Source organism: Streptomyces sp. NPDC052301, from assembly GCF_044593395.1.
Classification (GTDB): domain Bacteria; phylum Actinomycetota; class Actinomycetes; order Streptomycetales; family Streptomycetaceae; genus Streptomyces.
This window is the reverse complement of record NZ_JBIUBE010000003.1, coordinates 254,696-279,279: the sequence shown is the minus strand read 5'-3', so window position 1 is coordinate 279,279 and position 24,584 is coordinate 254,696. Positions and strand designations below refer to the sequence as shown.

Annotated in this window: 22 protein-coding genes; 8 read left to right on the top strand and 14 right to left on the bottom strand. The window is 73.0% G+C overall.

Translation table 11 applies throughout. The features are described from left to right. Nucleotides 1-47 precede the first annotated feature (47 nt). Nucleotides 48-770 (top strand): hypothetical protein, encoded by a 723-nt coding sequence (locus ACIHEJ_RS08525; RefSeq protein ID WP_400133257.1) that lies wholly within the window; start codon nucleotides 48-50, stop codon nucleotides 768-770. 37 nt (nucleotides 771-807) lie between these two features. Here the strand turns inward: ACIHEJ_RS08525 and phsA are convergent, their stop codons facing one another. Together phsA and cyc2 are read right to left on the bottom strand one after the other, a co-directional pair. Beyond that, the gene (phsA, locus tag ACIHEJ_RS08520; RefSeq protein WP_400133255.1) at nucleotides 808-2,682 is read right to left on the bottom strand and encodes an O-aminophenol oxidase PhsA; all 1,875 of its coding nucleotides are present in this window, start codon (nucleotides 2,680-2,682) and stop codon (nucleotides 808-810) included. A 114-nt stretch (nucleotides 2,683-2,796) separates the two neighbouring features. Then, nucleotides 2,797-4,971 carry a germacradienol/geosmin synthase Cyc2 gene (gene cyc2 / locus ACIHEJ_RS08515; RefSeq protein WP_400133253.1) on the bottom strand — a complete coding sequence of 725 codons (2,175 nt, stop codon included), beginning with the start codon at nucleotides 4,969-4,971 and terminating at the stop codon, nucleotides 2,797-2,799. A gap of 163 nt (nucleotides 4,972-5,134) precedes the next feature. On the opposite strand from cyc2, the gene ACIHEJ_RS08510 reads away from it, so the two are divergent. Both ACIHEJ_RS08510 and ACIHEJ_RS08505 read left to right on the top strand, forming a co-directional pair. Next, entirely contained in the window at nucleotides 5,135-5,974 is an 840-nt protein-coding gene (locus ACIHEJ_RS08510; protein WP_400133251.1) for an alpha/beta fold hydrolase, read from the top strand. Next, entirely contained in the window at nucleotides 5,971-7,233 is a 1,263-nt protein-coding gene (locus ACIHEJ_RS08505; protein WP_400133249.1) for a cytochrome P450, read from the top strand. Before ACIHEJ_RS08510 ends, ACIHEJ_RS08505 begins: the two co-directional genes overlap by 4 nt. Here the strand turns inward: ACIHEJ_RS08505 and ACIHEJ_RS08500 are convergent. Continuing rightward, nucleotides 7,210-8,409, bottom strand: a complete 1,200-nt coding sequence (locus ACIHEJ_RS08500) for a damage-control phosphatase ARMT1 family protein (protein ID WP_400133247.1) — start codon at nucleotides 8,407-8,409, stop codon at nucleotides 7,210-7,212. The two genes, ACIHEJ_RS08505 and ACIHEJ_RS08500, sit on opposite strands and share 24 nt — an antisense overlap. A gap of 22 nt (nucleotides 8,410-8,431) precedes the next feature. Beyond that, nucleotides 8,432-9,079, bottom strand: coding sequence for a ScbR family autoregulator-binding transcription factor (locus ACIHEJ_RS08495; RefSeq protein WP_400133245.1), 648 nt, complete (start codon nucleotides 9,077-9,079; stop codon nucleotides 8,432-8,434). Nucleotides 9,080-9,507: 428 nt separating this feature from the next. Between ACIHEJ_RS08495 and ACIHEJ_RS08490 the strand changes: the two genes are divergently transcribed. Continuing rightward, entirely contained in the window at nucleotides 9,508-10,341 is an 834-nt protein-coding gene (locus ACIHEJ_RS08490; protein ID WP_400133243.1) for a lytic polysaccharide monooxygenase, read from the top strand. Nucleotides 10,342-10,359: 18 nt separating this feature from the next. On the opposite strand, the gene ACIHEJ_RS08485 is transcribed toward ACIHEJ_RS08490, so the two are convergent. Next, nucleotides 10,360-11,013 carry a Tat pathway signal sequence domain protein gene (locus ACIHEJ_RS08485; RefSeq protein WP_400133241.1) on the bottom strand — a complete coding sequence of 218 codons (654 nt, stop codon included), beginning with the start codon at nucleotides 11,011-11,013 and terminating at the stop codon, nucleotides 10,360-10,362. Between the two features lie 708 nt (nucleotides 11,014-11,721). Here ACIHEJ_RS08485 and ACIHEJ_RS08480 point away from each other — a divergent pair. Continuing rightward, nucleotides 11,722-12,420 carry a DUF6230 family protein gene (locus ACIHEJ_RS08480; protein ID WP_400133239.1) on the top strand — a complete coding sequence of 233 codons (699 nt, stop codon included), beginning with the start codon at nucleotides 11,722-11,724 and terminating at the stop codon, nucleotides 12,418-12,420. A gap of 5 nt (nucleotides 12,421-12,425) precedes the next feature. After that, nucleotides 12,426-12,899 (top strand): DUF6114 domain-containing protein, encoded by a 474-nt coding sequence (locus ACIHEJ_RS08475; RefSeq protein WP_400133237.1) that lies wholly within the window; start codon nucleotides 12,426-12,428, stop codon nucleotides 12,897-12,899. Between the two features lie 55 nt (nucleotides 12,900-12,954). On the opposite strand, the gene tatA is transcribed toward ACIHEJ_RS08475, so the two are convergent. The 3 genes from tatA to ACIHEJ_RS08460 all read right to left on the bottom strand — a co-directional run bounded on the left by tatA (nucleotide 12,955) and on the right by ACIHEJ_RS08460 (nucleotide 16,286). Then, nucleotides 12,955-13,227: a Sec-independent protein translocase subunit TatA gene (gene tatA, locus ACIHEJ_RS08470; RefSeq protein WP_400133235.1), complete on the bottom strand. Its 273-nt coding sequence runs from the start codon at nucleotides 13,225-13,227 to the stop codon at nucleotides 12,955-12,957. 193 nt (nucleotides 13,228-13,420) lie between these two features. Then, on the bottom strand, nucleotides 13,421-15,928 hold the full coding sequence (locus tag ACIHEJ_RS08465) for a cation-translocating P-type ATPase (protein ID WP_400133233.1): 2,508 nt from the start codon (nucleotides 15,926-15,928) through the stop codon (nucleotides 13,421-13,423). Next, the gene (locus tag ACIHEJ_RS08460; RefSeq protein WP_400133232.1) at nucleotides 15,918-16,286 is read right to left on the bottom strand and encodes an ArsR/SmtB family transcription factor; all 369 of its coding nucleotides are present in this window, start codon (nucleotides 16,284-16,286) and stop codon (nucleotides 15,918-15,920) included. Before ACIHEJ_RS08460 ends, ACIHEJ_RS08465 begins: the two co-directional genes overlap by 11 nt. Before the next feature lie 161 nt (nucleotides 16,287-16,447). Between ACIHEJ_RS08460 and ACIHEJ_RS08455 the strand changes: the two genes are divergently transcribed. Both ACIHEJ_RS08455 and ACIHEJ_RS08450 read left to right on the top strand, forming a co-directional pair. Then, nucleotides 16,448-16,903, top strand: a complete 456-nt coding sequence (locus tag ACIHEJ_RS08455; RefSeq protein WP_400133230.1) for a tellurite resistance TerB family protein — start codon at nucleotides 16,448-16,450, stop codon at nucleotides 16,901-16,903. A 28-nt stretch (nucleotides 16,904-16,931) separates the two neighbouring features. After that, complete coding sequence (locus tag ACIHEJ_RS08450) at nucleotides 16,932-17,921, top strand: Lrp/AsnC family transcriptional regulator (RefSeq protein WP_400133228.1); 990 nt, start codon at nucleotides 16,932-16,934, stop codon at nucleotides 17,919-17,921. A gap of 29 nt (nucleotides 17,922-17,950) precedes the next feature. Here the strand turns inward: ACIHEJ_RS08450 and ACIHEJ_RS08445 are convergent, their stop codons facing one another. The 6 genes from ACIHEJ_RS08445 to ACIHEJ_RS08420 form a co-directional block, all read right to left on the bottom strand. Beyond that, nucleotides 17,951-19,354 carry an MFS transporter gene (locus ACIHEJ_RS08445; protein WP_400133226.1) on the bottom strand — a complete coding sequence of 468 codons (1,404 nt, stop codon included), beginning with the start codon at nucleotides 19,352-19,354 and terminating at the stop codon, nucleotides 17,951-17,953. 223 nt (nucleotides 19,355-19,577) lie between these two features. After that, nucleotides 19,578-20,534 (bottom strand): ABC transporter substrate-binding protein, encoded by a 957-nt coding sequence (locus tag ACIHEJ_RS08440; protein WP_400133224.1) that lies wholly within the window; start codon nucleotides 20,532-20,534, stop codon nucleotides 19,578-19,580. 99 nt (nucleotides 20,535-20,633) lie between these two features. After that, complete coding sequence (locus ACIHEJ_RS08435) at nucleotides 20,634-21,302, bottom strand: ABC transporter permease (protein WP_400133222.1); 669 nt, start codon at nucleotides 21,300-21,302, stop codon at nucleotides 20,634-20,636. Next, nucleotides 21,299-21,952 carry an ABC transporter permease gene (locus ACIHEJ_RS08430; protein WP_400133220.1) on the bottom strand — a complete coding sequence of 218 codons (654 nt, stop codon included), beginning with the start codon at nucleotides 21,950-21,952 and terminating at the stop codon, nucleotides 21,299-21,301. The genes ACIHEJ_RS08435 and ACIHEJ_RS08430 overlap by 4 nt, the downstream gene beginning before the upstream one ends. Further along, nucleotides 21,949-23,073 (bottom strand): ABC transporter ATP-binding protein, encoded by a 1,125-nt coding sequence (locus ACIHEJ_RS08425; RefSeq protein ID WP_400133218.1) that lies wholly within the window; start codon nucleotides 23,071-23,073, stop codon nucleotides 21,949-21,951. Before ACIHEJ_RS08425 ends, ACIHEJ_RS08430 begins: the two co-directional genes overlap by 4 nt. Before the next feature lie 157 nt (nucleotides 23,074-23,230). Further along, nucleotides 23,231-24,526 carry a PP2C family protein-serine/threonine phosphatase gene (locus tag ACIHEJ_RS08420; RefSeq protein WP_400133216.1) on the bottom strand — a complete coding sequence of 432 codons (1,296 nt, stop codon included), beginning with the start codon at nucleotides 24,524-24,526 and terminating at the stop codon, nucleotides 23,231-23,233. Between the last annotated feature and the right edge of the window lie 58 nt (nucleotides 24,527-24,584).

The window sequence follows — 24,584 nt, the reverse complement described above, 5'->3', positions numbered from 1 at the left end:
TGATCATCGTTGGACGTGAACGAGCATCCGCGTCGAGGATGAGGCACATGACGAACACCGCCACCATCGCCCTCGTCGGCGACCGCTCGCCCAACGTCGTCTCGCACACCCGCATCCCGCTGCTGCTGGAGGCCCTGGCCGCGCACGACCGGCTGGTCCTGGACGCGTACTGGATCCCGTCGAAGGACGCCGAGGCCGAGGGCGCCGTCCGCGGGTTCGACGCCGTGTGGGTGCTGCCGGGCAGCCCGTACCGCAGCGAGGCGGGCGTCCTCGCGGCCGTGCGCACCGCGCGCGAGGAGGGCGTCCCGTTCCTGGGCACGTGCGGCGGGTTCCAGCACGCGCTGCTGGAGTTCGCCCGCACCGTGTGCGGGCTGACCGGGGTCGCGCACGCGGAGAACGACCCCGACGCCGAGGACCCGCTGATCGAGCCGCTGGCCTGCTCGCTGCTGGGCCATGAGGCCGCCGTCACCATCGAGCCGGACTCGCTGGCATCTTCGGTGATCGGCTCCGCCCGCACGGTCGAGCGGTACTTCTGCGCCTACGGCCCCTCCCGCCACCTCGACACGCTCCGCGCCCACGGTCTGCGGTTCTCCGGGCACGACGAGGACGGACACGTCCGGGTCGTCGAACTGCCCGGGCACCCCTTCTTCCTGGCGTCGCTGTTCCAGCCGGAACTGGCCGGCGACGGCTCCCGCCCGCACCCGATGGTGCGGGCCCTGGCCCGGGCCGCGGTGGAGCACGCCGCGTCGCGGCCCACCGCGTCCGCCTGACTCCCGCCGGGCGCCGCGCGGTGCGGCACGGACCGTCTCAGCCCGTGTGGCCCTCGCCGTGCCCGCCGTGCGCCCCGCCGTGGTCGAACTTCATCGCCTCGGGCGGCATGACGACGAACGGCCGCATCATGCCCATGTCCTCGTGCTCCAGCAGATGGCAGTGGTACATGAACCGGCCGTACGCCCCGTCGAAGCGGCCCATGACCCGCAGCAGCTGGTTGCCCGGCACCCGGAAGACGTCCTTGTTGCCCCGCTCGTTGGGGGCGAGCGGGATCGCCCGGCCGGCGTCGTACCGCAGCGGCGTACGGGTGCCGCCGACGGCCGGGTCGAAGCCCGAGACGTCGTAGGCGTCCCGGCCGAGCAGCTGGAAGTCGGCCAGGTGGATGTGCATGGGGTGGACGATGGGCGCGAGGTTGAGGAAGCTCCACTGCTCGTAGCCGCCCTCGGCGACGGTGAATCCGAGGGCGTCGTTGAACGTCCGGGAGGTGCGCCGGTACGTCTTCGTCGTGCCGTCGGGACCGGTCACCTGCACGATGCCGTCGGACGGGAACGCGAGGCCGCCCGGGTCCGCGACCTCGGTCATCTCCCAGATCTCCGGGTGGCCGCCGGCACCCTTGGTGGCGGGCGGAGTGAGCAGGACCAGGCGGTGGCCGTGCGGAAGGTCGTGGGAGAGCCTGCGGAAGGAGCCGGAGAGCACCTCGGGCAGTTCGAAGGTGTCCTCCTCGCACGTCTCGCGGACCCTGAACTCCAGGACGTGCGGATGGCGCACGTCACCCGCCGGGTCGGGCACGCCCGCCGGCTGGTTGCGGCCCTTGTTCACCAGGCGCAGGGTGCGGCCCGCGAGCGCGCGGAAGTCGACCAGCAGGTCGAAGCGCTCGGCCGGCGCGGCGGTCAGCGTGGGCAGGTCCGCGTCGAAGTCGATGGGCACGGGGCGCGGCAGCAGCCCGCCGTCGCTGCCGATCTGGTGCACGACGCCCGGCACCGCAGTGCCGTCCTCGTCGGTCAGGACGAGCTCGAAGATGCGCGCGTTCGAGGCGTTGACCAGCCGGAAGCGGTACCAGGCGGCGTCCACCTCGGCGTACGGCCAGATGCGGCCGTTGACCGTGGTGTACGGGCCGGTGAACGGGATGGAGACCGGCTTGCCCGTCTCGGGGTTGCTCTGCTGGACGATCACCGTCTTGTGCAGCAGCCGGCCGTTGAGCCGGCCGTCCTCGTCGGTGTCGATGTTGCGGTCGGCGAGCAGCAGCGGGATCTCCCGCTTCCCGGAGGGCAGCCGCAGGGCGTCCTCCTCGTCGTCACGCAGCAGGTAGGTGCCGTACAGGCCCGTCATCACGTTCCACCGGGTGATGTTCATGGCGTGGTCGTGGTACCACCACTGCACCGCCTGGTGGTCGTTGGGGTACTCCGACAGCTGTGCGTCGCCGTACCCGACGGCGTTGTCCGCCCAGCCGTCGTTGCCGCCGCCGGTCTGGGCGCCGTGCAGATGGGTCACGGCCCAGGCGGGCAGGGCGGCGACGTCCTTGTCGGGCTCGACGCCCTCGCGGCCGGGCTCGGTGGTGGCGGGCGGGGTTCCGGGCGCGCGGACGGGTACCTCGACGGAGGTGACCGGGTACTCGCTGTCCTTCGGTATGCGGTTGGTCCAGGCTATGCGGACGCGCTGCCCGCGCCGCACCTCGATGGTCGGGCCCGGCACATGGCCGTCGTACCCCCACATCAGGGTCGGCGGCAGCTGCGGGTGGAGGCGCACCCAGGTCGGGCGCAGGGCGATCTCGGTCTCGCGCAGGACGTCCGCGGAGGCCGGGCGCAGGACGGGCGGGACGGTCAACGGCGCCAGGTACGGCGTCAGTTCGCCCGCCGCCGGGGCCCCGTCCCCCGCGGTCTCCTCGGTGATCCTGTCGATGGTCTCGGTCACGGTCGAACACCCCCGTGTGTTCGTGGTCTGTTGTTCCCCTTACTCCACAAGACTCCCGAGGACTCACCGAAGTTCCCAGAATGCCCGGTTCCGCACGCGAAGATTCCGCGCCCGTCAGCGGAACGACAGGACAGGCACGGAAGGCGCGCGGCGGGGGGCGGCGTCGGGCCGGAAACCGTGCGCACGGCGGCCCAGCCACTCTGCCCTGTAGCGGTCCACCTCCCGGTGCCAGTGGAGGATGCCGGCCAGCCAGTTCTGCAGGTCGAGGAGGTAGCCGTCCATGGCGGCGCGGGCTTGCGGGGACAGCGTCAGGTCGTCGTACAGCACGGGCAGTTCGTGTGCGACGACGTGCTCGAACTGCTGCATCCGCTGGGTCGTCAGGTCGTGGACGACCCCGAGGGCGGTCGGGTGGTCGATGCCGAAGAAGTTCTGGACGACCAGGACGGCGTTGTGGATCTCGCCCTCGTACTCGATCTCCTTCTGGTACGAGAAGATGTCGTTGACGAGGCAGGCGTAGTCGACGGCCGCGTTCTCCAGCGAGCGCACCGGGCCGCTGCGGTACACCTCCGGCGGGATCGCGGGGCCGTGCCCCATCCTGCACAGGCTCAGGGTGAGGTCGGAGCCGAAGGTGGCGCGCCGCATCTCCAGGTAGTCGACCGGGTCGGGGATGCGGTTCTGCAGCTGGTTGGACAGCTCCCACACCCAGCTCTCGGTCATCGTGTCCACGGCGTTCCTGAGGGTGCGGCGCTGCGCGGTGGTCATCCCCGCAGTCGTCCGCGCCCACAGGTCGGCCAGTCCCCGTTCCATGGCGTCGGCCGGAACGAGGGCGGGCTCGCCGTCGACGGGCATGCACCGGGAGAGCCGGTCCGTGGTCAGCCGGGCGGCGGCCAGGTCCCGGCGGTGGCCGAAGACGAGCGGGTAGTAGTCGTCGCCGTAGGTGCCCCAGGCGAGCCACTGGGCGCCGAGGTCGAGGGCCTCGGGGGTGGCGTCCGGGTCCAGGCCGGCGGCGCACAGCGCGAGGTCGTACGCGGCGAGCTTGTCCTCGTCCCAGACGCCCTCCCGGAGGATGCCCGTGCGGTGCGTCCACGCCACCAGGTTCCGGCGGGCGCCGTCCAGGTGCGGGCACAGCCGAAGCTCGTACGGCATGTGGAAGTCGGGCAGCGGCGACGGGCCGACCTTCTGGAACGGCACATGGGAGTAGGCCCGCAGGCGTTCGGCCGCGGCGGAGGCGAGCAGGGCGCCGACGTCGGCGGCGGAGGCGCCGGGGCCGCCCGGGGTCTGCCACGGCATGCGGGAGCGCGCGCCCTGGTTCATGTAGCGGCTGGAGCGCAGGTGCCACTCGTGGCCGCCGGACTGCCAGTCCTGGAGCCCCTTGGTGTAGGCGGCGACCGCGGCGGCCTGGTCCGGGGTGAGGCCCTTCTCCACGGCGACGGCGGGGACCTCGGTGAGGGCGGTGTGCTCGAACTGGTGCAGGCGGGAGGTGAGGATGTCGTTGACGGTGTCGGCGGCCTCCTGGGTGGTGCAGCCGAAGAACGTCTCCAGGACGAGCACCCCGTTGCTGTTCTCGCCCTCGTCCTCGACCTCGCGCTGGTAGGAGAACAGGTCGTTGCGCAGGTGTACGGCGTCGGAGAAGGTCTCCATGAGGACGCGCAGCGGCCGGGTGCCGGCGACGGCGGCGGGCACCTCGGCGGTCGCGTACTCCACGAGCCCGGCCGACCAGGGAGCGCCGCCCACCTTGCGGCGCATCTCGATGTACTCGACCGGGTTGGCGATCCGCCCCTCGTTGATGTTGGACAGCTCCCACATCGACTCGTTCAGCAGGTGCTCGGTGGCGACGGAGAAGCGGCGGCGCCAGTCCACGGACATCGACGGCACCGTACGCGCCCACAGGTCCTTCAGCCCCGCCTCGACCGGGTTCTCCGGTTCGGGCACGGGTGTGGCGAGGTCGAGCGGCATGAACAGGGGCAGGCGGTCCAGGTGGGCCTTGCCCGCGGCGCGGTCCTGGGTGCGCTTGAACATGTCCAGGAAGTGGTCGTCGAAGAAGAACACCCACACGTACCAGTCGGTGATCAGGCAGAGGGCGGGACCGTCGCAGTCGGGGTGGGTGTAGGCGCACAGGAGCCCGTAGTCGTGCGCCTCCAGGTCGGCCTGGTCCCAGATCCCGGAGCCTTCCAGCATGCCCGTCTCGCGCGCCCACCGCGCCGAGTGGGCGCGTGCCTCGTCGAGGTGCGGGTTGAGCCGCGCGGGATACGGCATGTAGAAGTGCGGGAGTTCGAACGGCTGCGTCATGGCCGGGCCCTACCCGTGGCCCCGGGCGCCCATCCGCCGGGCGGTACATGATCACACCATCGCGTGAACCGGCCGAGAAACCCTGAACTCCCGCCGCCCGTAGGGTCGATCGGGCGCCGTCCGCCCCCTTGCCGTGCCCCTGCCCGCGGGCCACGGTGGGCGCATGACCTCCTTCGTGCTGCCCCATGAGGTGCACGGCGACGGCGCCCACAAGGTGTTCGCCGTGCACGGCTGGTTCGCCGACCGGTCCGCCTACGCGGCCGTCCTGCCGGACCTGGACCGCACCGCTCTCACGTACGCGCTGGTCGACCTGCGCGGGTACGGCGAGGCCCGGGACGCGGCCGGCTCGTACACGACGGCCGAGGCGGCCGGGGACCTGCTGGAGCTGGCCGACCGGCTCGGCTGGGAACGGTTCTCGGTGGTCGGGCACTCCATGGGCGGCGCGGTGGCGCAGCGGTTGCTGAGCCTGGCCCCGCACCGGCTGCGCCGGATCGTCGGCGTCTCCCCGGTGCCCGCCTCGGGAATGCCGCTGCCGGGCGAGCAGGGCGCGCTGTTCACGGACGCGGCGCACAGGCCGGAGAACCGGCGCGCGATCATCGACTTCACCACCGGCAGCCGCCGCCCCGCCGCCTGGCTCGACCGGATGGTCGCCCGGTCGCTGGAACGCAGTGACGCCAAGGCGTTCCGGGCCTGGCTGGACTCGTGGGCGGGTGACGACTTCCACGCCGACGTCGAGGGCAGTCAGGTGCCCGCCCTGGCGGTGGCCGGCGAACTCGACCCGGCCCTGTCGCCCGCGGTGCTGCGGGAGACGTGGACGGCCTGGTATCCGCGCGCGGAGCTGGTCGCGCTGCCGGGCGCCGGTCACTACGCCATGGACGAGACCCCGCTGGACCTGGTCCGGGTGGTCGAGGACTTCCTGCGCGCCGACTCCGACGGCCCCCCGCCCCTCCCGCATCCGGCGCGGGCCGGGGAGCCGGCCCGGCGGGAGGGGGAGCCGGCGTGAGCGTCCGCGAGGCGCCGCCCGTGCCGGACGTCTTCGATCCGCGCCGGTACGCCGCCGGGGTGCCCCACGATGCCTACCGTCTGCTGCGCGACCACCATCCGGTCGCCTGGCAGGAGGAGCCGGAGGTGCTGGGCTGGCCCGCCGGGCCGGGGTTCTGGGCGGTGACCCGGCACGCGGACGTCGTCCGGGTGCTGAAGGACGCGACGACGTACTCCTCGTACATCGGCGCCACCCAGATCCGGGACCCCGCCCAGGAGGACCTGCCGTTCATCCGCCGCATGATGCTCAATCAGGACCCGCCGCAACACGGGCGGTTGCGGCGGCTGGTGAGCCGCGCCTTCACGCCGGGCCGTGTGGACCGGTTCGCGGCGGTCGCCCGGGAACGGGCGCGCACGCTGCTCGCCGGGGCGGTGCGGGAGGCCCGGGACGGGGACGGCACGGTCGACCTGGTCGCCTCCGTCACCGACGAGTACGCGCTGCTCAACCTGGCGGATCTGCTGGGTGTCCCGGTGAGCGACCGACGGCTGCTGCTGCACTGGACGCAGCGGGTCATCGGCTACCAGGACCCGGACGAGGCCGGTCCCCCCGTGCTGGACGACCGGGGCCGGCCGGTCGATCCGCGTTCCCCGGCGATGCTGCAGGACATGTTCGGCTACGCGCGGCAACTGGCATCCTTCAAGCGGCGTTTCCCGGACGACGACGTGATGACGACGCTCGCGCACGACGCCGAACTCGCCTCCGCCGAACTGGAGATGTTCTTCTTCCTGCTCACGGTCGCGGGCAACGACACGGTACGCAGCGCCGCCCCGGGCGGTCTGCTGGCGCTGGCCGGACACCCGGAGGCCTACGAGCTGCTGCGCACCGGCAGGGCGGAAGTGCCGTCGGCCGTCGAGGAGTTGCTGCGCTGGCATCCGCCGGTGCTGACCTTCCGTCGTACGGCCGCGCGCGACACCGAACTGGCGGGGCGGCGGATCCGGGCGGGCGACAAGGTCGTGGTGTTCCACGCGTCGGCCAACCGGGACGAGCGCGTCTTCACCGACCCCGGCCGGCTCGATCTCACCCGCTCCCCCAACCCGCACGTGTCCTTCGGGGACGGCCCGCACGTGTGCCTGGGGGCCCACTTCGCCCGGCTGCAGCTGCGGCTGCTCCACGAGGAGGTGCTGCGCGTCCTGCCCGCGCCACGCCTCGCGGCACCGGCCGGGCGGCTGGTGTCGAACTTCATCAACGGCATCAAGTCACTGCCGGTCCGCCTCATGTGACGGGTCGGCCTGGATCAGCGCGTGGGTGCCGCCGGTGCGCCAGCGCCCGCCCTCCGCCGCCACCAGGGACGCCTCGGTGGCGGCGGACACACCGGTGACGACATCGGACTTCAGGGTGCGCAGCGCGGCCACGGGCCCCGGGAAGTACGCGGTCGTCTCCGCGAAGGGGGTGGTCGGCGGCCACAGCCGGTCGCCCACCAGACGGCGGTAGTTGAGGTCGCCCTTGACGACGGTCAGGGTGGCGGCGGCGAACTCGCCGCGCAGGTCGTCCGGCATCTCGGCGTACCCCAGCGGGGCGCAGGAGAAGGGGTGGGCGCGCACGGTGAGGCGGCCGTCGGCCATGGCCGACCAGAGCACGCGCCCGTACTCGGCGGCGGCGCCCGGGGCCGCGCTCAGCCGCCGCAGGGCGTCGACCACGTCGGCGGTCGTGGCGTCGGAGACGTAGTACGGGTACGGCTTGACGTGCAGCACCGCGCGTGCCGTGCGGCCCTCGCACAGGAGATGGGCGATCAGGAGCAGATCGGGGACGAGTTCACGGCCCGCGTTGTCCGCGACCAGGACGAGGGTGCCGGTGCCGGTGGGCGGCAGCAGGGACCACAGGGTCTCGCTGTCGTCGGCGACCAGTGCGGGGGCCGGTTCGTGGGCCTCGGCGCCCTCGGCGGAGAGCCGGAAACCGAGGTCGGCGCGGTTGCCCCAGAGCGAGCCGTGCAGGAGGGCGCGGGCCCGCTCCTCCTCGGGACGCTTGGCCAGGTCGTCCAGCGCGGCGAGTTCGTCGTCGGTCTCGGGGGCGTCGAGTTCGGCGCGCTTGAACGGCCGGAACGGGTCGATGCCCTGCCAGGCGCCGGGGACGAAGTAGCCTACGGCGTCGAGGAGTCGGCGGTAGAAGTAGCTCTCGGACCACAGCCACGGCACGTCGTACCAGGACCTCCCGGCCCATCGGGCCAGGCCCCAGTCGTGCCACCGGCCGAGGTCGGGCGCGTCGGCGGGGAGCGGCTCGATCGTCCCGTCGCTGCAGCTCGCCAGCAGCTCGTCCAGCGCCCGGTGCTGCCCGGGACCGTACGGGAAGGCGTCCCGCACCTGCTCGATGATCGCGGGGTGCCGCTCGGCCAGCACGCTGTGGGGGAACGAGCCGGGTTCGTTGCCGAGGATCACGGGTGCGAAGGGGGTGTCGGGCATGTCCGTCACCGTACCGCGCGGCTCAGGCGGTTCTGATCTCCCGCTCCAGCTGCGTGGCGAGGGTGACGTAGCGGGGGCGGCGGTGCACCGGGACCAGGCCGCGGATCATGAGGTGCCACATCTCGGCGACTCTGCGCGGAAGCCGTCCTACCGGTTCGAGCGAGCGGCCGGCGACCCGGGTGCCGACGAAGAAACAGACGAGGGAGTGCGCCACGGCACCGATGTCGAGGTCACCGTGCACGTCGGCCTCCCTGACGGCGCCGGTGAACTTGCGGGTGGCGAACTCCAGCCACTCGGTGAAGGGATGCCGCAGCGGCGGCCGTACGGCGATGTCTGCCGTGGCGAGGCGGAGTCCGGCGCGCGGCACCGGGTCCTCCACCGCGAGCCGGGCGACTCCGAACGTGGTGCGCATCAGGGACTCGAGCGAGGAGAAGCCGCGGCCCTCCACCTCGGCGACGAGCTGCTGGGCGGCCCGCGCCTGGATCTGCAGGATGGCGTGCGCGAGGTCCTCCTTGGCGGCGAAGTGGAAGTACAGCGCGCCCTTGGTGACCTTCGCGTGTGCGACGATGTCGCTCAGACTGGTCGATTCGTAGCCGTGCCGGTCGAACAGATCGGCGGCGGCCGTGATGATCGTTGCCCGGGTCTGCTCGGCACGTAACTGCCTCGCCATCGTGTGACCCCTCCTCGCGACTCGAACGAACGGGACATGCGGTTTGTTTTTTACCCCTTGCATACGATAACTCACGGAATGACAACGGAAGTCCGCACGTCGGCCGACGGTTCGACACGTGTCACCCTCGCGTGCGGCGTCGGTCCGGCGCTCCGGGGTCCGTGAACGCGACCAGATCGGTCCCCCCTTCCCCAGCCCGGCTGTTCCCGCAGCCGCGGGGCGACGGGTGCCGCACCCATGATCGCCACGATACGAGGCCGACGGCCGGCTCCTCAACGGGGGAGCGCGGGAAGCGCGGAACAGCCGAACCGGTCGGTGCTTTCGCGCCCCCGGGCGACTGCCGCGCACGACCGGCTGAACGCGCCGGGCGCCCGCGCCGTACTGACACGGCAGAACCCGTTCCCGCGCCCGTCGAGGAGACGTCCCGGATGACCCGGATGACCGCCCGCCTGAGCGTCACGGCGGCCGCCCTGGCGGCCCCGGTCCTGCTCGTGCCCTGGGCGGCGGGGCCCGCCCAGGCGCACGGAGCCCCCACCGACCCGGTCAGCCGGGTCTACGCCTGCTCCCCCGCGGGCGGTACCGCGCGTACGGCGGCCTGCCGGGCCGCGATCGCCGCGAACGGCGGGCCGTTCACCGCGTGGGACAACCTGCGCGTGGCGGGGGTGGGCGGCCGGAACCGGCAGGTGATTCCCGACGGCAGGCTGTGCAGCGGCGGTCTGCCCGCATACCGGGGCCTGGACCTGGCCCGGCGGGACTGGCCGGCGACACGGCTGACGCCCGGCGGCCGGCTGACGGTGACGTACGCCTCGACGATCGCGCACGAGGGCACGTTCAAGCTGTACCTGACGAAGCCGGGGTACGACCCGGGCAGGCCGCTCGCGTGGTCCGATCTGCCCGAGCGGCCCTTCGCCGAGGTCACGGACCCGCCGCTGAAGAACGGGGCGTACCACATCGGCGCGACGCTGCCGAAGGACCGGACGGGGCGTCAGGTGCTGTACACGATCTGGCAGAACAGCAGCACGCCGGACACCTACTACTCGTGTTCCGACGTGGTCTTTCAGACGCGAGGGACCGGTGGTTCGGCCTCCGCCGCGCCGACGGGCGGTGCACGGACCGAGGATGCCGCCCGCGCCGGCACCCCGGTGGCGGAGGCGACGCGCGGCGGCTCGGGGCCCTCGGCCGCGCTGCTGGCCGGCGGTGCCGCCGCGGTGCTGGTGCTCACCGGAGGCGCCGCCCTGGCCGTGCGGCTACGTCGCCGGTGAACCGGGCTTCTGCGACGCTCAGTTGACGTAGACCCTGGCGCCCGCGTCGGTGACGGGCGCGTACTTGGCCGTGAACCAGCCGCTGGAGAAGCACAGCGACGAACCGGAGGTCTTGCTGAACTGCTGGTTGGTGAAGGCGATGCTGCTGTCGGCGTTGTCGGCCTTCCCGGTCAGGCTGGGCGCCTGGTAGACGCAGGTGACGGTGCCCAGCAGGGTGCGCAGCTTGACCGTGGTCTGGATGGTGGAGCCACTGGCGGGCAGCACGGTGAGGGTGCCGTCGGAGGCGACCGTCGCGCTGTAGGGCAGGTGCTCGACGGTGATGCCGCTGACCCCGAGGACACCGGTGACGTTGCTGGTGCAGCTGCTGCTGTCGAAGGTGTGCGCGGTGACGGACTCGGTGGCCGTGCCGGGGGCGGTCGGGTTGCCCGTGACCGTGGCGGTGAACTGGGAGGACGTGCAGGACACGCCGCTGGTGCCGGTCGCACTGGAGTAGAACGTGGCCGCGGTGCCGGAGGCCAGCGGCGCGGTGAGGGTGTCGCCGGCCGCGGCGGCGGTGCCGCCGGTGCCGCCCGTGGTGAGGACGGCGCTGCCGTCGGCGGAGGCGGGGCCTGCCACGGCGAGGGTGAGCGCGGTGGCGGTGCCGGCCAGGGCCAGGAGGGATCGCGTACGCATGGGGGTGCCTCTCTTCCGGGGTGGGGGACGGATGGAGTGAGGTGTGGTGGGGGCGTGGGGGTGCGTGCGCGCTGCGCGCGAAGGGCGGCGCGTGCGGACGCGTGCGGGTGACGCGGGGGGTGCCGCCGGCGCAGGGCCGTTGCGCCTTCTCCGTACGCGACGGACCGGCGACGGCGGCGGGCCGGAAGCCGGCCGGGGGCTTCGACGGAAGACTTCGGCCGGACCGGGCGGAGGGGCGGCCGGGCACGGGAAGGGACCGTACCGCAGCCGCGCCCGCACAAGTGGTGCGGCGGTTGCGTGAACCGGGTGTGAGCGATTGCGGTGCGTGCGAGGTGAGCGATTGCCGTGCAGCGACGTGAGCGGTTGCCGTCGGGGCCGGGAACGCGGCCGTGCCGCTCTGCGGATCCGACGCCACGGATCCGGGAAACAGGGGAATTTGTAGACCTGATGAACCATCAACGTCAAGCATTTACAAGGGAGTTGTTGGGCCCGGTTGCGGCCCGCGCACATCCGACACCCTTTTTTCACAACTCCCTTGACCCTTCAAAGTAACCGGCGGTAACTTCCTCGCAGGCTACTGCCGCGTAGCGAGAAAGCCCTTGCATCCGCCGGGAGTGCGAGGAGCCGGACGCGGCGGTCGCAGTCCGCGCCAGGACACCGCGCCACGGAAGCCCGACCGCATCGTGATCCATGCCCATGGGAGCAGACATGGCCTCGTCCCCGGACGTCCCGTCCGTCGGCAACACCCCCGAGAACCCGGGAAGCGGTTCAGCGTCCGAAGCACCGAGCGCCGCCGGGACCGCCAGCGGCGGCGTGAGACGGGGGCGGGTCCGGGCACGCCGGGCCGCGGTGATGGCGGTCCCCGCCACCCTCGTCGCCGCCGGTCTCGCGGTCCTCACCGCGCAGGGGGCGCTAGGTGTGCAGTTCGCGATCTCCGGCATGCCGTTCACGGTCACCGCGACGGAACTGAACGGAACCGGTTTCGAGCAGTTCGGCGGCCTCGACAACATGGCGGACGGCAGCCCGAACGCCGGCGACACCGGCGGGCAGGTGCTCATCGTCACTTCCGCCATCAAGAACGCCACGCTCGACCATCTCTGCCAGAGCGTGGACCTCGGCGGCACCAACCTGCTCATCACGGCGGGCAGCGGCGCGACGAAGGTGAAGGCGAGCGATCTCACGACCGACTCCACGGAGCTGTCCGGCGACGCGGCGTTCGACAACATCGAGATCGGCAACGACGCCAGCACCCTGGACAAGGCGGGCGTGAAGGGCCCGATCGGCGTCTTCAGCCAGCAGGCCGACACCGTGCACATCGGCAATCTGCGGCAGACCAACTACGCGACGACGGCAGGTGTGTTCAAGCTTCCGGGCCTCAAGCTCCGGTTCAGCGACTCGGGTTGCTGATCGCCGTGGCCGACCGTCCACGCCGGGGAGCGCGGGCCGCCTTCCGCGGATGGCGGGCCCGCCGGCCGTTCTGGGGCGGGCTGCTGCTCGCCCTGGGCGGGGGCGAGATCCTGCTCACCGAGAAGGCCTCGCTGAAGGTCGTGATGCACATCGGGATGCAGGGCCTGGCCGGCTACCTGCTGCCCGGCCTGATGGTGCTGCTGGGCCTGCTGATCCTCTTCAACCCCGCCCAGCGGCTCTTCTACTCCATCACCGGCGTCCTGCTCGCCCTGGGCACGTGGCTCACGTCCAATCTGGGCGGCTTCTTCCTCGGCCTCCTGCTCGGTGTCACCGGCAGCTGCCTCGCCTTCGGCTGGCTGCCGGACCAGGAGCCCCGCGTCAGCCGCCGCAAGCGGCGGAGGCAGGCGCGGGCGGCTACGGAACGGGCCACGCAGGAGGAGGAGTTGCCTGAGGAAGAGGTGACACAGGGCGCGGTCTGAAGGCGGCCGACCGGCTCCCGGCCTGCGAACTGCCCCCGGCGACCCGCCGGCTCGCTCAGCCCGCAGCGGTCGGCGACTGCGAGCCGACCCCCGCCTCGGTCGCCGTGCCCTCGCTCGCCGTCCGGACCGCCGTCGGCTCCACGACCGGTCCGGCCGCAGCGCCCGGCGCGGCGGACTCGTCCTTCATCGCCTTCGCCTCGCTCTTCAGGATGCGCATGGACTTGCCCAGCGCGCGAGCGGTGTCCGGGAGCTTCCTGGAACCGAACAGCACGATGAAGACGACCGCGACGATCAGCAGGTGCCAGGGCTCCAGTCCGTTGCGCAGCATGAGCGCCCCTCCCTTTCTCACGTTGTCCCGAAGACCGAGGGCTCCTGCGCCGACGGCCGCTCAGCAATGGTTGCTACATTGCGCAACTGTACAACCTGGGGCGGGACACCGGTGGGCGCCGACGCGAACGGCCGGCGGCCGGGGTGTGGCCCCTGCACCGCCACCGGCTTCCGCACCACCACCGGCCTCCGCGCTACCGCCGGTCCCGGTCGAGCCAGGCCTTCACCGTCGCGAGGGCGAGGGCGTACACGCCGAGCACGGCCGTGAGCAGCAGGTGGTAGCCGGTGGACAGCGGGGTCAGGCCCAGCGCCGCGCCCAGCGGACCGGCCGGGACGGCCAGGCCGATGGCGGTGAGGAGGGCGGCCGCCCAGCCGACCGGGCCGAGCCGCCCGCCCTCCGTCAGCCGCCGCCCGCTGCGCAGGAGCAGCATGACCAGCGCCTGGGTGAGCAGGTTCTCGGTGAACCAGGCGGAGTGGAAGACGGCCTCGTCGTCGAGGGCGTCGGGGCCGTGCAGGGCGAGGGCGAGCACCCCGAAGGTGGCGAGGTCGGCGACGGCGTTGAGGACGCCGAAACCGGTGATGAAGCGCAGGAAGGCGGGAGGCCGCAGCACGGTGGGCCGGCGCAGCGCACGCGCGCCGGGGCGGTCGTGGGCGAAGGCGAGCTGAGCGGCGTCGAAGCACAGGTTCTGCACGAGCACCTGGGCCGGGAGCATCGGCAGGAAGGGCAGCAGCAGTCCGGCGGCGAGCATGGCGAGGACGTTGCCGAGATTGGAGGAGAGCGTCACACGCAGGTAGGAGGCGATGTTGGCGCTGCTGTACCGGCCGGCGACGACGGCGTGCCCGATGGCGGTGAGGTCCTTCTCGCCGAGCACGAAGTCGGCACTCTCGCGGGCGACGGCCACGGCACCACGGGGCGCGACGCCGACGTCGGCGGCGAGCAGGGCGGGTACGTCGTTGACGCCGTCGCCCAGGAAGCCGACGGTGTGCCCGGCGGCGCGCAGCCCGGCGACGACACGGGCCTTGTCGCCGGGGGTGCAGCGGGCGACCACGGCGGTGGACCCGGCCGGGGCCGGGCCGCCGCCGTCGGCGGCGAGCCGCACCTCGGCCGGTTCCAGGCCCAGGTCGCGGCAGACGCGGGCGGCGGTGCCGGGGTGGTCGCCGGTGAGGACGTGCACGGTGACGCCGAGGCCCGCGAGGGTGCGCAGGGACTCGGCGGCGCCCGGGGCGAGTTCGTCGCGGAAGGTGACCAGCCCGAGGCAGGTGAGGCCGTGCTCGTCGGCCGGGGTGCGGGGGCGGGTGCGGGCGGCCCGGGTGGCGGTGGCAACGGCGAGCACGCGTCGGCCGGCCGCCGCCTCGCGCGCGGCGAGCGCGAGCAGCCGTTCGCGTTCGTCGGCCGGCAGCGCGCAGCGGTCCAGGACGTCCTCTGCGGCGCCCTTGGTGATCAGCCGGTGGCGGCCGAGGCCGTCGGCGACGACGGCGGTGGCGTGACGCCGGCCGGCCTCCACGGGCAGGGCGGCGAGACCGTCGTACTCCTCGCCGGCCGGGCCCGCGGCCTCGAGCAGGGCCTCGTCCAGGGCGTCGGGGGCGGGGAGTTCGGCGAGCTGGAGCGTCCACCAGGCGGCGACGGCGGCCCAATGCAGCACCTCCGGGTCGTCCCGGCCGTCCGGTCCCAGTGAGCGGGCGACGACGGGCCGGTCCTGGGTGAGGGTGCCGGTCTTGTCCACGCACAGCACGTCGATCGCGCCGAGGTCGTGCAGCGCGGGCAGCCGCCGGACGACGACCCGGTGGGTGCGGGCCAGCAGGGCGGCGCCCCGGGCCAGGCAGGTGGTGACGATCACCGGGAGCATCTCGGGTGTGAGCCCGACCGCCACCGCCACCGCGAACGGCAGCGTCTCCAGGCCCCAGCCCCGCAGTGCGGCACCCGCCATGAGGACCAGCGGCGGGGTGAGCAGCATGAAGCGGACCAGCACCCACGCGATGCCGTGCACGGACCGGTCGAAGGCGCTGGGCTCGCGGCGGTCCGGGGTCCGCTGGGCGGCGGCGAACCGGGTGCCGGGGCCCGTCGCCACGACCACGGCGGTGGCGCTGCCCGCAGCGACCGCGCTGCCCTGGAAGCACAGGTGGGCCTCCGCGTCCGGACCGGCCCTGTCGGCGGCGGTCTTGGGCACGGGCGCGGACTCGCCGGTGAACGCGGCCTGGTGCACGCTCAGTCCGCGGGCGCGCAGCACCCGTACGTCGGCGGGCACGAGGTCGCCGGGGCCGAGCCGTACGACGTCGCCGGGCACCAGGTCGGCGACCGGGACCTCGCGGGCGCGGGGCACGGCGGTGTCGTCGGCCCTGCGCAGCACGGTGGCCGTGCCGGCGATCAGGTCTCGCAGCGCGGCCAGGGAGCGGTCGGCGCGCCGTTCGCCGGACGCGCGCAGCACGCAGCTGACGGCGACGAGCGAGAGGATCACCCCGGCCGTGCCCCAGGAGGCGACGAAGGCCGAGACGAGACCGAGGGTGAGCAGGACGGCGGTGAAGGGCTCGCGCAGGCCGCGCAGACAGCGCAGGGGCCAGGACGGGGTGTGCGGGCGGGGCGGGGTGTTCTCGCCGACGGCCGCGAGCCGGGCACCGGCCTCGGCGTCGGTGAGCCCGCGCGGGCCGCTGTCCAGGCGGCGCAGCACCTGCAGGGCGGTGCCGGTCGACGGGTCAGACGCCATGGAGGCGGCGGGCCCGGGCCGGGTCGGGCGCGTCCCGTTCGGCGAGCCGGCCGACGAGGAGCCGTACGACGTCGACGACGGCGGCCTGTCCGGCGGCGTCGACGAAGTACACCTGGCGCCGGCCCTCGCGGCGGGAGCGGACGAGTCCGGCCAGCTTGAGCTTGGTCAGGTGCTGGCTGACGGCGGGCAGCGCGCCGCCGACCCGCTCGGCGAGCCCGGTGACGTCGCTCTCGCCCTGGGCCAGCGCCCACACGATGTGCAGCCGGGCGGGCGAGGCGAGGAGCCCGAACGCGGCGGCCGCCTCGGCGAGCACCTCGGCGGAGGGGTCCTGAGGGCCGGTGCCGGGCGCTGTCGCCACTGTCGTCTTCCTCCCGCTGCGTCGTCGCCGTGTTCCGTCGGTGCGGGGACTCAGTCTAGGTGCGCGGGAACTTCCCGGGCGCCCGGTCAGTTTCTACGGTGCTGTAGAAGTTGCCGGCGGTGTGCTGTGGCAGCACCCGGCCGCGGATTCGAGGAGTGCGCATGGCCCTGTGGGACCGCTTCAAGGAGTCGGCGTCGCAGATGCAGACCCAGTTGGTGGCGAAGAAGAACGACCTGAAGAGCGGCGCGTTCCGCGACGCGAGCATGGCGATGTGCGCGCTGGTGGCGGCGGCCGACGGGACCGTCGACCCCTCGGAGCGGCAGCGGGTGGCCCAGCTGATCGCCACGAACGAGGTGTTGCAGAACTTCCCGGCGGACGACCTGAGGCGCCGCTTCGAGGAGAACCTGAACAAGCTGACGACCGACTTCGCCTTCGGCAAGGTGAGCGTGCTGCAGGAGGTCGCCAAGGCGAAGAAGAAGCCGGCCGAGGCGCGGGCGGTCGTCCAGATCGGCATCGTCATCGGCGGCGCGGACGGCGACTTCGACAAGACCGAGCAGGCGGTCGTGCGCGAGGCGTGCTTCACGCTGGAGCTGCCGCCGCACGAGTTCGACCTCTGAGCCACCGGCGACCGGCGAGGATGAGGGCATGCTCGACGACCTCGACCGTGCCCTCATCCACGCGCTGCACGTGGACGGCCGGGCGCCGTTCAGCCGGATCGCCGAGGTGCTCGGGGTCTCGGCGCAGACCGTGGCCCGCCGCTACCGCCGGCTGCGCGCGGAGGCCGGGCTGCGGGTGGTGGGGCTGGCCGATCCGCACCGGGCCGGCCGTACGCAGTGGCTGGTCCGGCTGACGGCCACCGCACGCTCCGCGCAGGACGTCGCCGAAGCGCTGGTACGGCGGCCGGACACGTCGTGGGTGAAGCTGACGTCGGGGGGCACGGAGATCACGGCGGTGATCCACGCGCCGGCCGAGGACACCTCCCCCGGCCCCCTCCTGCTGCGCGACGTCCCGCGTACCGGAGGCATCACCGCCGTCTCCGCGCACTGCCTGCTCCACACCTATCTGGGCGGCCCCACCAACTGGCGGCGCAGCGCCCAGGCCCTCGACGAGCAGCAGCAGACGGCTCTGGCGTACCCGGAGCCGGTGGAGGGGGTACGTCAACCGGGCCCGCAGGACGCGGAGTTGCTGGCCGCGCTGGAGCGGGACGGACGGGCCGGGCAGGGGGAGCTGGCGCGGGCGACGGGCTGGTCGGCGACCACCGTGGCCCGGCGGCTGGCCGAACTGCGCGCGGCGGGTGCGCTGTTCTTCGACGTGGAGGTGGACGCCGGGCTGTTCGGCGTGCGCACCCGGGCGCTGCTGTGGCTGTCGGTGCGCCCTGCGGACCAGGAGAAGGTCGCGCAGGCGCTGGCCGGCCATGACGAACTGGCCTTCGTGGCGGCGACGACCGGCCGCACCAACCTGGTCGCCCAGGCCCTGTGCCGCGACCCGGCCGACCTGCACCGCTACCTCACCCGGCGGCTCGGCTCGCTCCGGGAGATCGACGCGCTGGAGACCAGCCCGGTGCTGCGCACGCTGAAGGCGGCCAGTCCCGCGATGGCTCCGCCGAGGGGGCGGGGCGGGCGTCGTGCCGGGTGAGGTCGTGTGCGGGTGCGGCCGGCTGCAGTTCAACGCTCCGCCGAAGCCCCCTCCCCCTTCCCGACCCGTCCGCTCGCCACCCATGCCACGGCCAGCAGTCCCACCGCCACCCAGCACGCGCCACGGGCCGCGGTGAGACCCCGCCCCGCCAGGTAGACGCTGCCGAGCACCGCCACCCCCAGCGTGGCGCCCAGTTGCTGCACGGCGTTGAGCAGTCCGGCCGCCGAGCCGACCTCGTGCGGGCGCAGGGGGTGCAGGGCGAGGGTGAAGAAGGCGGGCGTGAACAGGCCGGCGCCGAGACCGATGAGGGCGAGGGCGGGCAGCAGCGTGGCCGGGTAGTGCCCCGGTGCGGTCGTGCCGTAGGCGGCGACGGCGGCCAGCACGCCCGCGAGCAGCACGCCGAGCCCGTAGGGCATGACACGGCGCCCGTGGCGTCGTACCAGCCGGGAGCCGGCCGGCCAGGAGGCGACGGCGAGCCCGGCGGACCACGGCAGCAGACTCAGACCGGCCGCCAGCACCCCGGCTCCGGCGTCGAGTTGCAGCTGGAGGACGACCACCGTCGTCAGGCCGTTGGTCACCGCGAAGAAGGCCGTGGAGGCGACCAGGGCGGCCGGGAAGCCGCGGTGGGTGAACAGGCTCGGCTCCACCAGCGGGCGGGCCGACCGCCGCTGGTGCACGCCGAAGCCGGCCAGCACGAGCAGTCCGGCGGCCGGCAGCGCCCACGTGCGGAGGGGAAGCCGACCGAGGTCGCCGCCGATCAGCGGGTACACGACGAGGCCGGTGCCGAGCGCGGCCAGGGCGGTGCCCGGCCAGTCGAGGGCGGGGCGGTGCGGGGCGCGGTTCTCCGGCAGGTACGCCGAGAGGGCCAGTACCACGGCCGCCACCGGCACGTTCACCAGGAACACGGCCCGCCAGGACGAGCCGAACAGGTCGGCGTGGGTCAGCACACCGCCGACGACGGGCCCGCAGACGGCGGCGAGGCCCATCACGGGACCGATGCCGCCCAGCGCCTTCGCCGTCTCCGCACCCGAGAACATCGCCTTGATGAGCCCGATGGTCTGCGGGATGATCAGGGCCGCCGCGGCGCCCTGCACCACGCGGAAGGCGATCAGCAGGGCCGCGGAGGGCGCGAGCGCACAGGCCAGGGACGCCGCCGTGAACACCGCGACGCCGAGGACGAACACCCGGCGCCGGCCGGCGATGTCACCGAGCCGGCCGCCGGTGATCAGCAGCACGGCGAACGGCAGGGTGTAGGCGGTGCCGAACCACTGGACGTCGGAGACCGGCCCTTCGAGGTCGGCGTGGACGGCGGGCGCGGCCACCTGGACGACGGTCGCGTCCAGCAGGTTCATCGCCTCACCGAGCAGCAGGGCCACGAGGGCGGCCCACCGCCGCGGGTGCGGGGGCGCGGCGGCCGTCTGTTGGGTGATCATGGGGTTTCCTCTCACGCTCCGGGACCGGAACCGGTCTCGGGTCAGCGTGGGAGGAGGCGCGAGGCACACTCCACCTGGCGGGGGAAGGCTGCGGATATCTTCCATCGTCGGCGCGGCCTGTGCGGAAACCCAACGCCCGTGCGGGGGGGGCCGACACGCGGCGACGCGGGCGCCCCCGGTGTCCGGGGCCGCCCGCGTCCGTGCGTACCGTCGTGCCGGTGACTCAGCCGAGACCGGCGGACTTCAGCCAGGCCTTGGCGACGTCCAGCGGGTCCTTGTGCTGCGACTGCACCTGGGTGGCCAGCTCCAGCAGGGTCGCGGTGTCGAGCTTCGCCGAGACCGCGTCGAGCGCGGCGACGCCCTTCTTGGACAGCGCGTTCTTCTGGACGAGCGGCTGGACGTTCTCGAAGCCGAAGAGGTTCTTCGGGTCCTGCAGGACGACGAACTTCTCCTTGGAGATGGTCGGGTTCGTGCTGAACAGGTCGGCGACCTGCACGGCGTTCTTCTTCAGCGCCGCCTCGGTGAGCGGGCCGCCCGCGTCCAGCGCCCTGAAGGACTTGAACTGCAGCCCGTAGACGGACTTGAGGCCCACCAGACCCTGCTGACGGGCCTGGAACTCCGGCGAGGCGCCGATGACCAGGTCCTTGGCGACGTCCTTCAGGTCGGCGATGGAGGACTTCCCGGTGAGGTGGTACTTGTCCGCGGTGGCCGCGTTGACCGTCACCGAGTCCTTGTCCTGCGCGGGAGACGGCTGCAGCAGGGTCAGCTTGGAGTCCAGCTTGGCCTCGATGGCCGAGGTGGTCTCTTCCACGGTCTTCGGCGCCGCCTTGGAGTCCAGGTAGGCGAGCAGCGCGCCGTTGTACTCGGGCAGCACCGATATGGAGCCGTTCTTCAGCAGACCGTAGGTGGTCTCGCGGCTGCCGATGTTCGGCTTGTAGGTGACCTTGATTCCCTTGGCCTTGAGCGCCTCGCCGTAGATGTCGGCGAGCAGCGTGCTCTCGGCGAAGTTGTTGGAGCCGACGACGACGCTGTCGCCGCTCGCCTTGCCGCCCGACAGGGGGTCGTCGGACGTGCCGGTGGAGGAACAGCCCGCCAGCAGAGCCGTCGCCGCCGCGAGGGCGACCACCGCCGCGCCTCGGTTCCTCCGGATGGACCTGCTGATGTGGGTCGTGTAAGTCACTCGCTGATCCAATCCAGGGCCTTCTCGTTCAGTCAAGGCCATCGGATCACCGATCGGCCTCGATCTGCGGTCAGTTGGGTCGATGACCTCGTCGTCACGTCAGCCACTCCTGCGCACGCCGGGTGAGACCGCGACCCGCGACACCGACCAGAACACCGCGAGGGTGACCAGGGCGAGCCCCGCGACCAGGCCGGCCCCGCCGACGACCTTCGCGTAGTCGCGCTGGTAGAGGCCGTCGATGATGTACCGGCCGAGGCCGCCGAGGCTGACGTAGGCCGCGATGGTGGCGGTGGACACGATCTGGACGGCCGCCGTGCGCAGCCCGCTGAGCAGCAGCGGGAGCGCGACCGGCACCTCGACCCGGAACAGGACGCTCGCCTCGGACATGCCGAGGCCTCGTGCGGCGTCCACGGGTGAGGGGTCGACGGATCGGATCGCCTCGTAGGTGGTGACCAGGATCGGCGGTACGGCGAGCACGACGAGCGGGATCATCACCGGCACGAGACCGAATCCGATCCAGATGAACATCAGCACCAGCAGACCGAAACTGGGCAGCGCCCGGCCGGCGGTGGCGATCAGCGCCAGCGCGTTGCCGCCCCGGCCGTAGTGGCCGGTGACCAGGCCGACGGGCAGTCCGATCACGGCGGCGATCAGGAGGGCTTCCAGCGAGTACTTCACGTGTTCGGCGAGCCGGGTGGGGATGCCGTCGTAGCCGTGCCAGTGGGCGCTGTCACCGAAGAAGGCGTGGGCGAAGTTCAGGACGTTCACCGGGCGGCACCCTTCCTCGGCATCCAGGGGGTGAGCAGGACGCGGACGAGGACCAGCACGGCGTCGGCGAGCATGCCGAGCACCCCGATGGTCAGGACCGCGTTCACGGCCAGGGCGGGCCGGTGGTAGGTGTTGGCGTCGTAGAGCATGTTGCCGAGGGCACCCTGGTTGCCGATCAGCATGCCGACGCTGACCAGGGAGATGCTCGACACGGTCGCCACCCGCAGGCCGGCGATGATCGCGGGTACGGCGATGGGCAGTTGGACCTGGAGGTAACGGCGCACCGGTCCCAGGCCCATGGCCTGGGCGGCGGCCAGGGTCTCCTGCGGCACCGAGCGGACACCGTCCACGATCGACGGGACCAGCACCACCAGGCTGTAGACGGCGAGCGGGATCATCACCGTGGTCTCGCTCTGCCCGAAGTAGTCGATGAGGACGACGAAGAAGGCCAGCGACGGGATGGCGTACAGCACCGTGGTGATGCCGAGGACGGGCGGGTAGATCCAGCGGAACCGCACGCACAGCTGGGCCACCGGCAGGGAGACGAGCAGTCCGGCCAGCACCGGCAGCAACGCCTCGCGCAGATGCAGCCCGACGAGACCGAGGTAGGTGTGCTGCAGGTCGCTCGGGAGGTCGAAGAAGCCGTTCATCGCGCGGCCTTCGCGTCCTGCAGGACCTCGGTGTGGGCGGCGCGGATCGCCTCGCCGATGACCTGCTGGGAGACGACACCGACGGCGTGTCCCTCACCGTCCACGGCCACGGCCCAGCCGGTCGGCGAGAGCACGGCCCCGTCGAGCGCCGTGCGCAGGGAGTCCTTGCCGGGCACGAACGGCCGTCCGCACGGCAGCAGTTGACCGGGGTCGATCGCGCCCGCGGTGAGCCGGTCCGGCTCGGCCCAGCCGAGCGGTCGGCCGTCGGCGTCGGTGACGAGGAGATAGGGCGCGTCGGCCCGGGAGGCGAACTGCTCGGCGTCCGCGTCGATCCCGACGACCGGCGCGGTCTGCAACTCCAGCCCCTCGGACGGGAAGAAGGACAGCCGGCGGATGCCCCGGTCGGCGCCGAGGAAGTCCTCCACGAAGGCGTCGGCGGGCGCGCTGAGCAGTTCGGCGGGCGGGGCGAACTGGGCGAGCCGGCCGCCGGTGCGCAGCACGGCGACCATCGTGCCGAGCTTGATCGCCTCGTCGATGTCGTGCGTGACGAAGACGATGGTCTTGCCCAGCTCGTCCTGGATGCGCAGCAGTTCGTCCTGGAGTCCCTTGCGGACCACCGGGTCGACGGCGGAGAACGGCTCGTCCATCAGCAGCACCGGCGGGTCGGCGGCGAGCGCGCGGGCCACGCCGACGCGCTGCTGCTGACCGCCGGAGAGCTGGTACGGGTACCGCTTGGCGAGCGTGGTGTCGAGCCCGACGCGCTCCATCAGCTCCGCGGCCCGGGCGCGCGCCTTCTGCTTGCTCCAGCCGAGCAGGCGGGGCACGGTGGCGATGTTGTCGAGGATGGTGCGGTGCTGGAAGAGTCCGGCGTTCTGGATGACGTAACCCATGGACCGCCGCAGGGTGTTCACCGGCTGCTGCCGGACGTCCGTGCCGTCGAGGAGGATGCTGCCCTCGGTGGGCTCCACCATCCGGTTGATCATCCGCAGGGTCGTCGTCTTGCCGCAGCCGGAGGGCCCGACGAGGACGGTGATCGCGCGGTCCGGTATCTCCAGGGACAGCCGGTCGACCGCGACCGTGCCGTCCGGATACCGCTTCGTGACTGAATCTATCCGTATCAAAACGCCGAATGCCCTTCGGATTTGGCAGCTCGCTGCCCGCTTTCGGCCACGGTCTTCGATGCGCAGGCCGTTGCGGGCAGAGTCTAGACCGCGAGTGTTTCAGCACTTCGGCGGCCGGGCACCGCGGTTCCCGGCTCCGTCCGTCTCCCGGCCCGGGTCAGTGGGCCGCCGTGGTGTCGCCGACGGCCGGGGCGGCCTGCCGGGCGTACGGCCGGGCCGCGAGGACGGCGACGTCGTCCTCCGCGTGGCGTGCGTCGAGGCGGGTGAGGATGGTGTCCAGGACGTGGTCGACGCCGTCGCCGGTGGGGAAGCGGAGGTCGGACAGCCGGGCCAGGGAGCTGTCGATGTCCTCGCCGCGGCGTTCCACCAGGCCGTCGGTGAAGAGCACCAGGGTCTGCTCGGGGGCCAGCCGGTGGGTGGCGGACTCGTAGCCGCCGAAGCCGGTGCCGAGCGGCGGTCCGACGGGGACGGGCAGCGGGGTGGTCCAGCCTTCCTGGTCGATGAGCACGGGCGGCAGATGCCCGGCGCTGGACAGCGTGACCTGCCCCCGGCCGGGGTCGACCCGCGCGAGCAGACAGGTGGCCGGCCTGCGCTCGCCCTCCGTCGAGGCGATGTCGTCCATCTGCCGAAGGACGCGGTGCGGAGGCAGGTCGGAGGAGGCGATGTAGCGCAGCGAGGAGCGGTAGGCGCTCATGTCGACGGCGGCCTCCAGGCCGTGGCCCATCACGTCGCCGACGACCAGCAGGGTGCGGCCGAAGTGGAGGCGTACGGTCTCGCACCAGTCGCCGCCGACCAGCACGCGGCTGCTGCCGGCCGGGAGGTAGCGGATGGCGACGGTCAGGTTCGGGTGCGGCCGGCCGGGCTCCGCGAGCAGGGCTCGTTGCAGGTCACCGGCGGTGCGGCTGACCTGGTCGTAGGAGCGTGCGTGCCGGATGTGGGAGGCCGCGCGTTCGGCGAGGAGGGCGAGCTGCTCGGCCTCCGCCCGGGTGAACGCCGTTCCGTGCCGTGCCGCGACCAGGACGCCGTACTGGTCGGTGCCGCTGGTCAGGGGGACGCAGAGGGCGGGCCGGCCGCGGCGGCCGGGCGGGTGCTCGGTCCACGGCGCGGGGGGACGGTCGACCGCGGGGAAGCCCGCCTCGCGGGCCACGGCCGTGGCCCAGCGGTCGTCGGGCAGCACGGCCGCGGTGCCGGTGACCGCCTCGTACCCCGAGATGGCCTTGCCGGTCCGGCGCATGACGGCGGCCGCGCCGCCGGCCAGCCGGACGGCGGCCCGGGTCAGCTCGGCGTAGGTCGTGTCCTCGTCGAGCGTGGTGCCGACACCGCCCGCCAGGGTTCGGAGCACCCCCAGCCGCGTCGCGTCGCTCTCCGGCTCGCCGGCCCCCTCCTCCCGGCGTTCGCCGTCGGGCGGCAGCGACCTGCGACGGGCCTGGATCCAGCGCGCCACACCGCTCACCCTCACAGAATCTCAAACGGGAGTGAGCCCGGCACCGGTCACCACCGCTCCGGGCGCC

Excerpts from the sequence above, each read along its gene's own strand:
- ACIHEJ_RS08430 (WP_400133220.1), bottom strand. The coding sequence starts at position 21,952 with ATGAACGGCTTCTTCGACCTCCCGAGCGACCTGCAGCACACCTACCTC.
- ACIHEJ_RS08495 (WP_400133245.1), bottom strand. The coding sequence starts at position 9,079 with ATGGCGAGGCAGTTACGTGCCGAGCAGACCCGGGCAACGATCATCACG.
- cyc2 (WP_400133253.1), bottom strand. The coding sequence starts at position 4,971 with ATGACGCAGCCGTTCGAACTCCCGCACTTCTACATGCCGTATCCCGCG.
- tatA (WP_400133235.1), bottom strand. The coding sequence starts at position 13,227 with ATGCTGCGCAACGGACTGGAGCCCTGGCACCTGCTGATCGTCGCGGTC.
- ACIHEJ_RS08510 (WP_400133251.1), top strand. The coding sequence starts at position 5,135 with ATGACCTCCTTCGTGCTGCCCCATGAGGTGCACGGCGACGGCGCCCAC.
- ACIHEJ_RS08525 (WP_400133257.1), top strand. The coding sequence starts at position 48 with ATGACGAACACCGCCACCATCGCCCTCGTCGGCGACCGCTCGCCCAAC.
- ACIHEJ_RS08450 (WP_400133228.1), top strand. The coding sequence starts at position 16,932 with ATGCTCGACGACCTCGACCGTGCCCTCATCCACGCGCTGCACGTGGAC.
- ACIHEJ_RS08480 (WP_400133239.1), top strand. The coding sequence starts at position 11,722 with ATGGCCTCGTCCCCGGACGTCCCGTCCGTCGGCAACACCCCCGAGAAC.
- ACIHEJ_RS08465 (WP_400133233.1), bottom strand. The coding sequence starts at position 15,928 with ATGGCGTCTGACCCGTCGACCGGCACCGCCCTGCAGGTGCTGCGCCGC.
- ACIHEJ_RS08485 (WP_400133241.1), bottom strand. The coding sequence starts at position 11,013 with ATGCGTACGCGATCCCTCCTGGCCCTGGCCGGCACCGCCACCGCGCTC.
- ACIHEJ_RS08490 (WP_400133243.1), top strand. The coding sequence starts at position 9,508 with ATGACCCGGATGACCGCCCGCCTGAGCGTCACGGCGGCCGCCCTGGCG.
- ACIHEJ_RS08500 (WP_400133247.1), bottom strand. The coding sequence starts at position 8,409 with ATGCCCGACACCCCCTTCGCACCCGTGATCCTCGGCAACGAACCCGGC.
- ACIHEJ_RS08455 (WP_400133230.1), top strand. The coding sequence starts at position 16,448 with ATGGCCCTGTGGGACCGCTTCAAGGAGTCGGCGTCGCAGATGCAGACC.
- ACIHEJ_RS08445 (WP_400133226.1), bottom strand. The coding sequence starts at position 19,354 with ATGATCACCCAACAGACGGCCGCCGCGCCCCCGCACCCGCGGCGGTGG.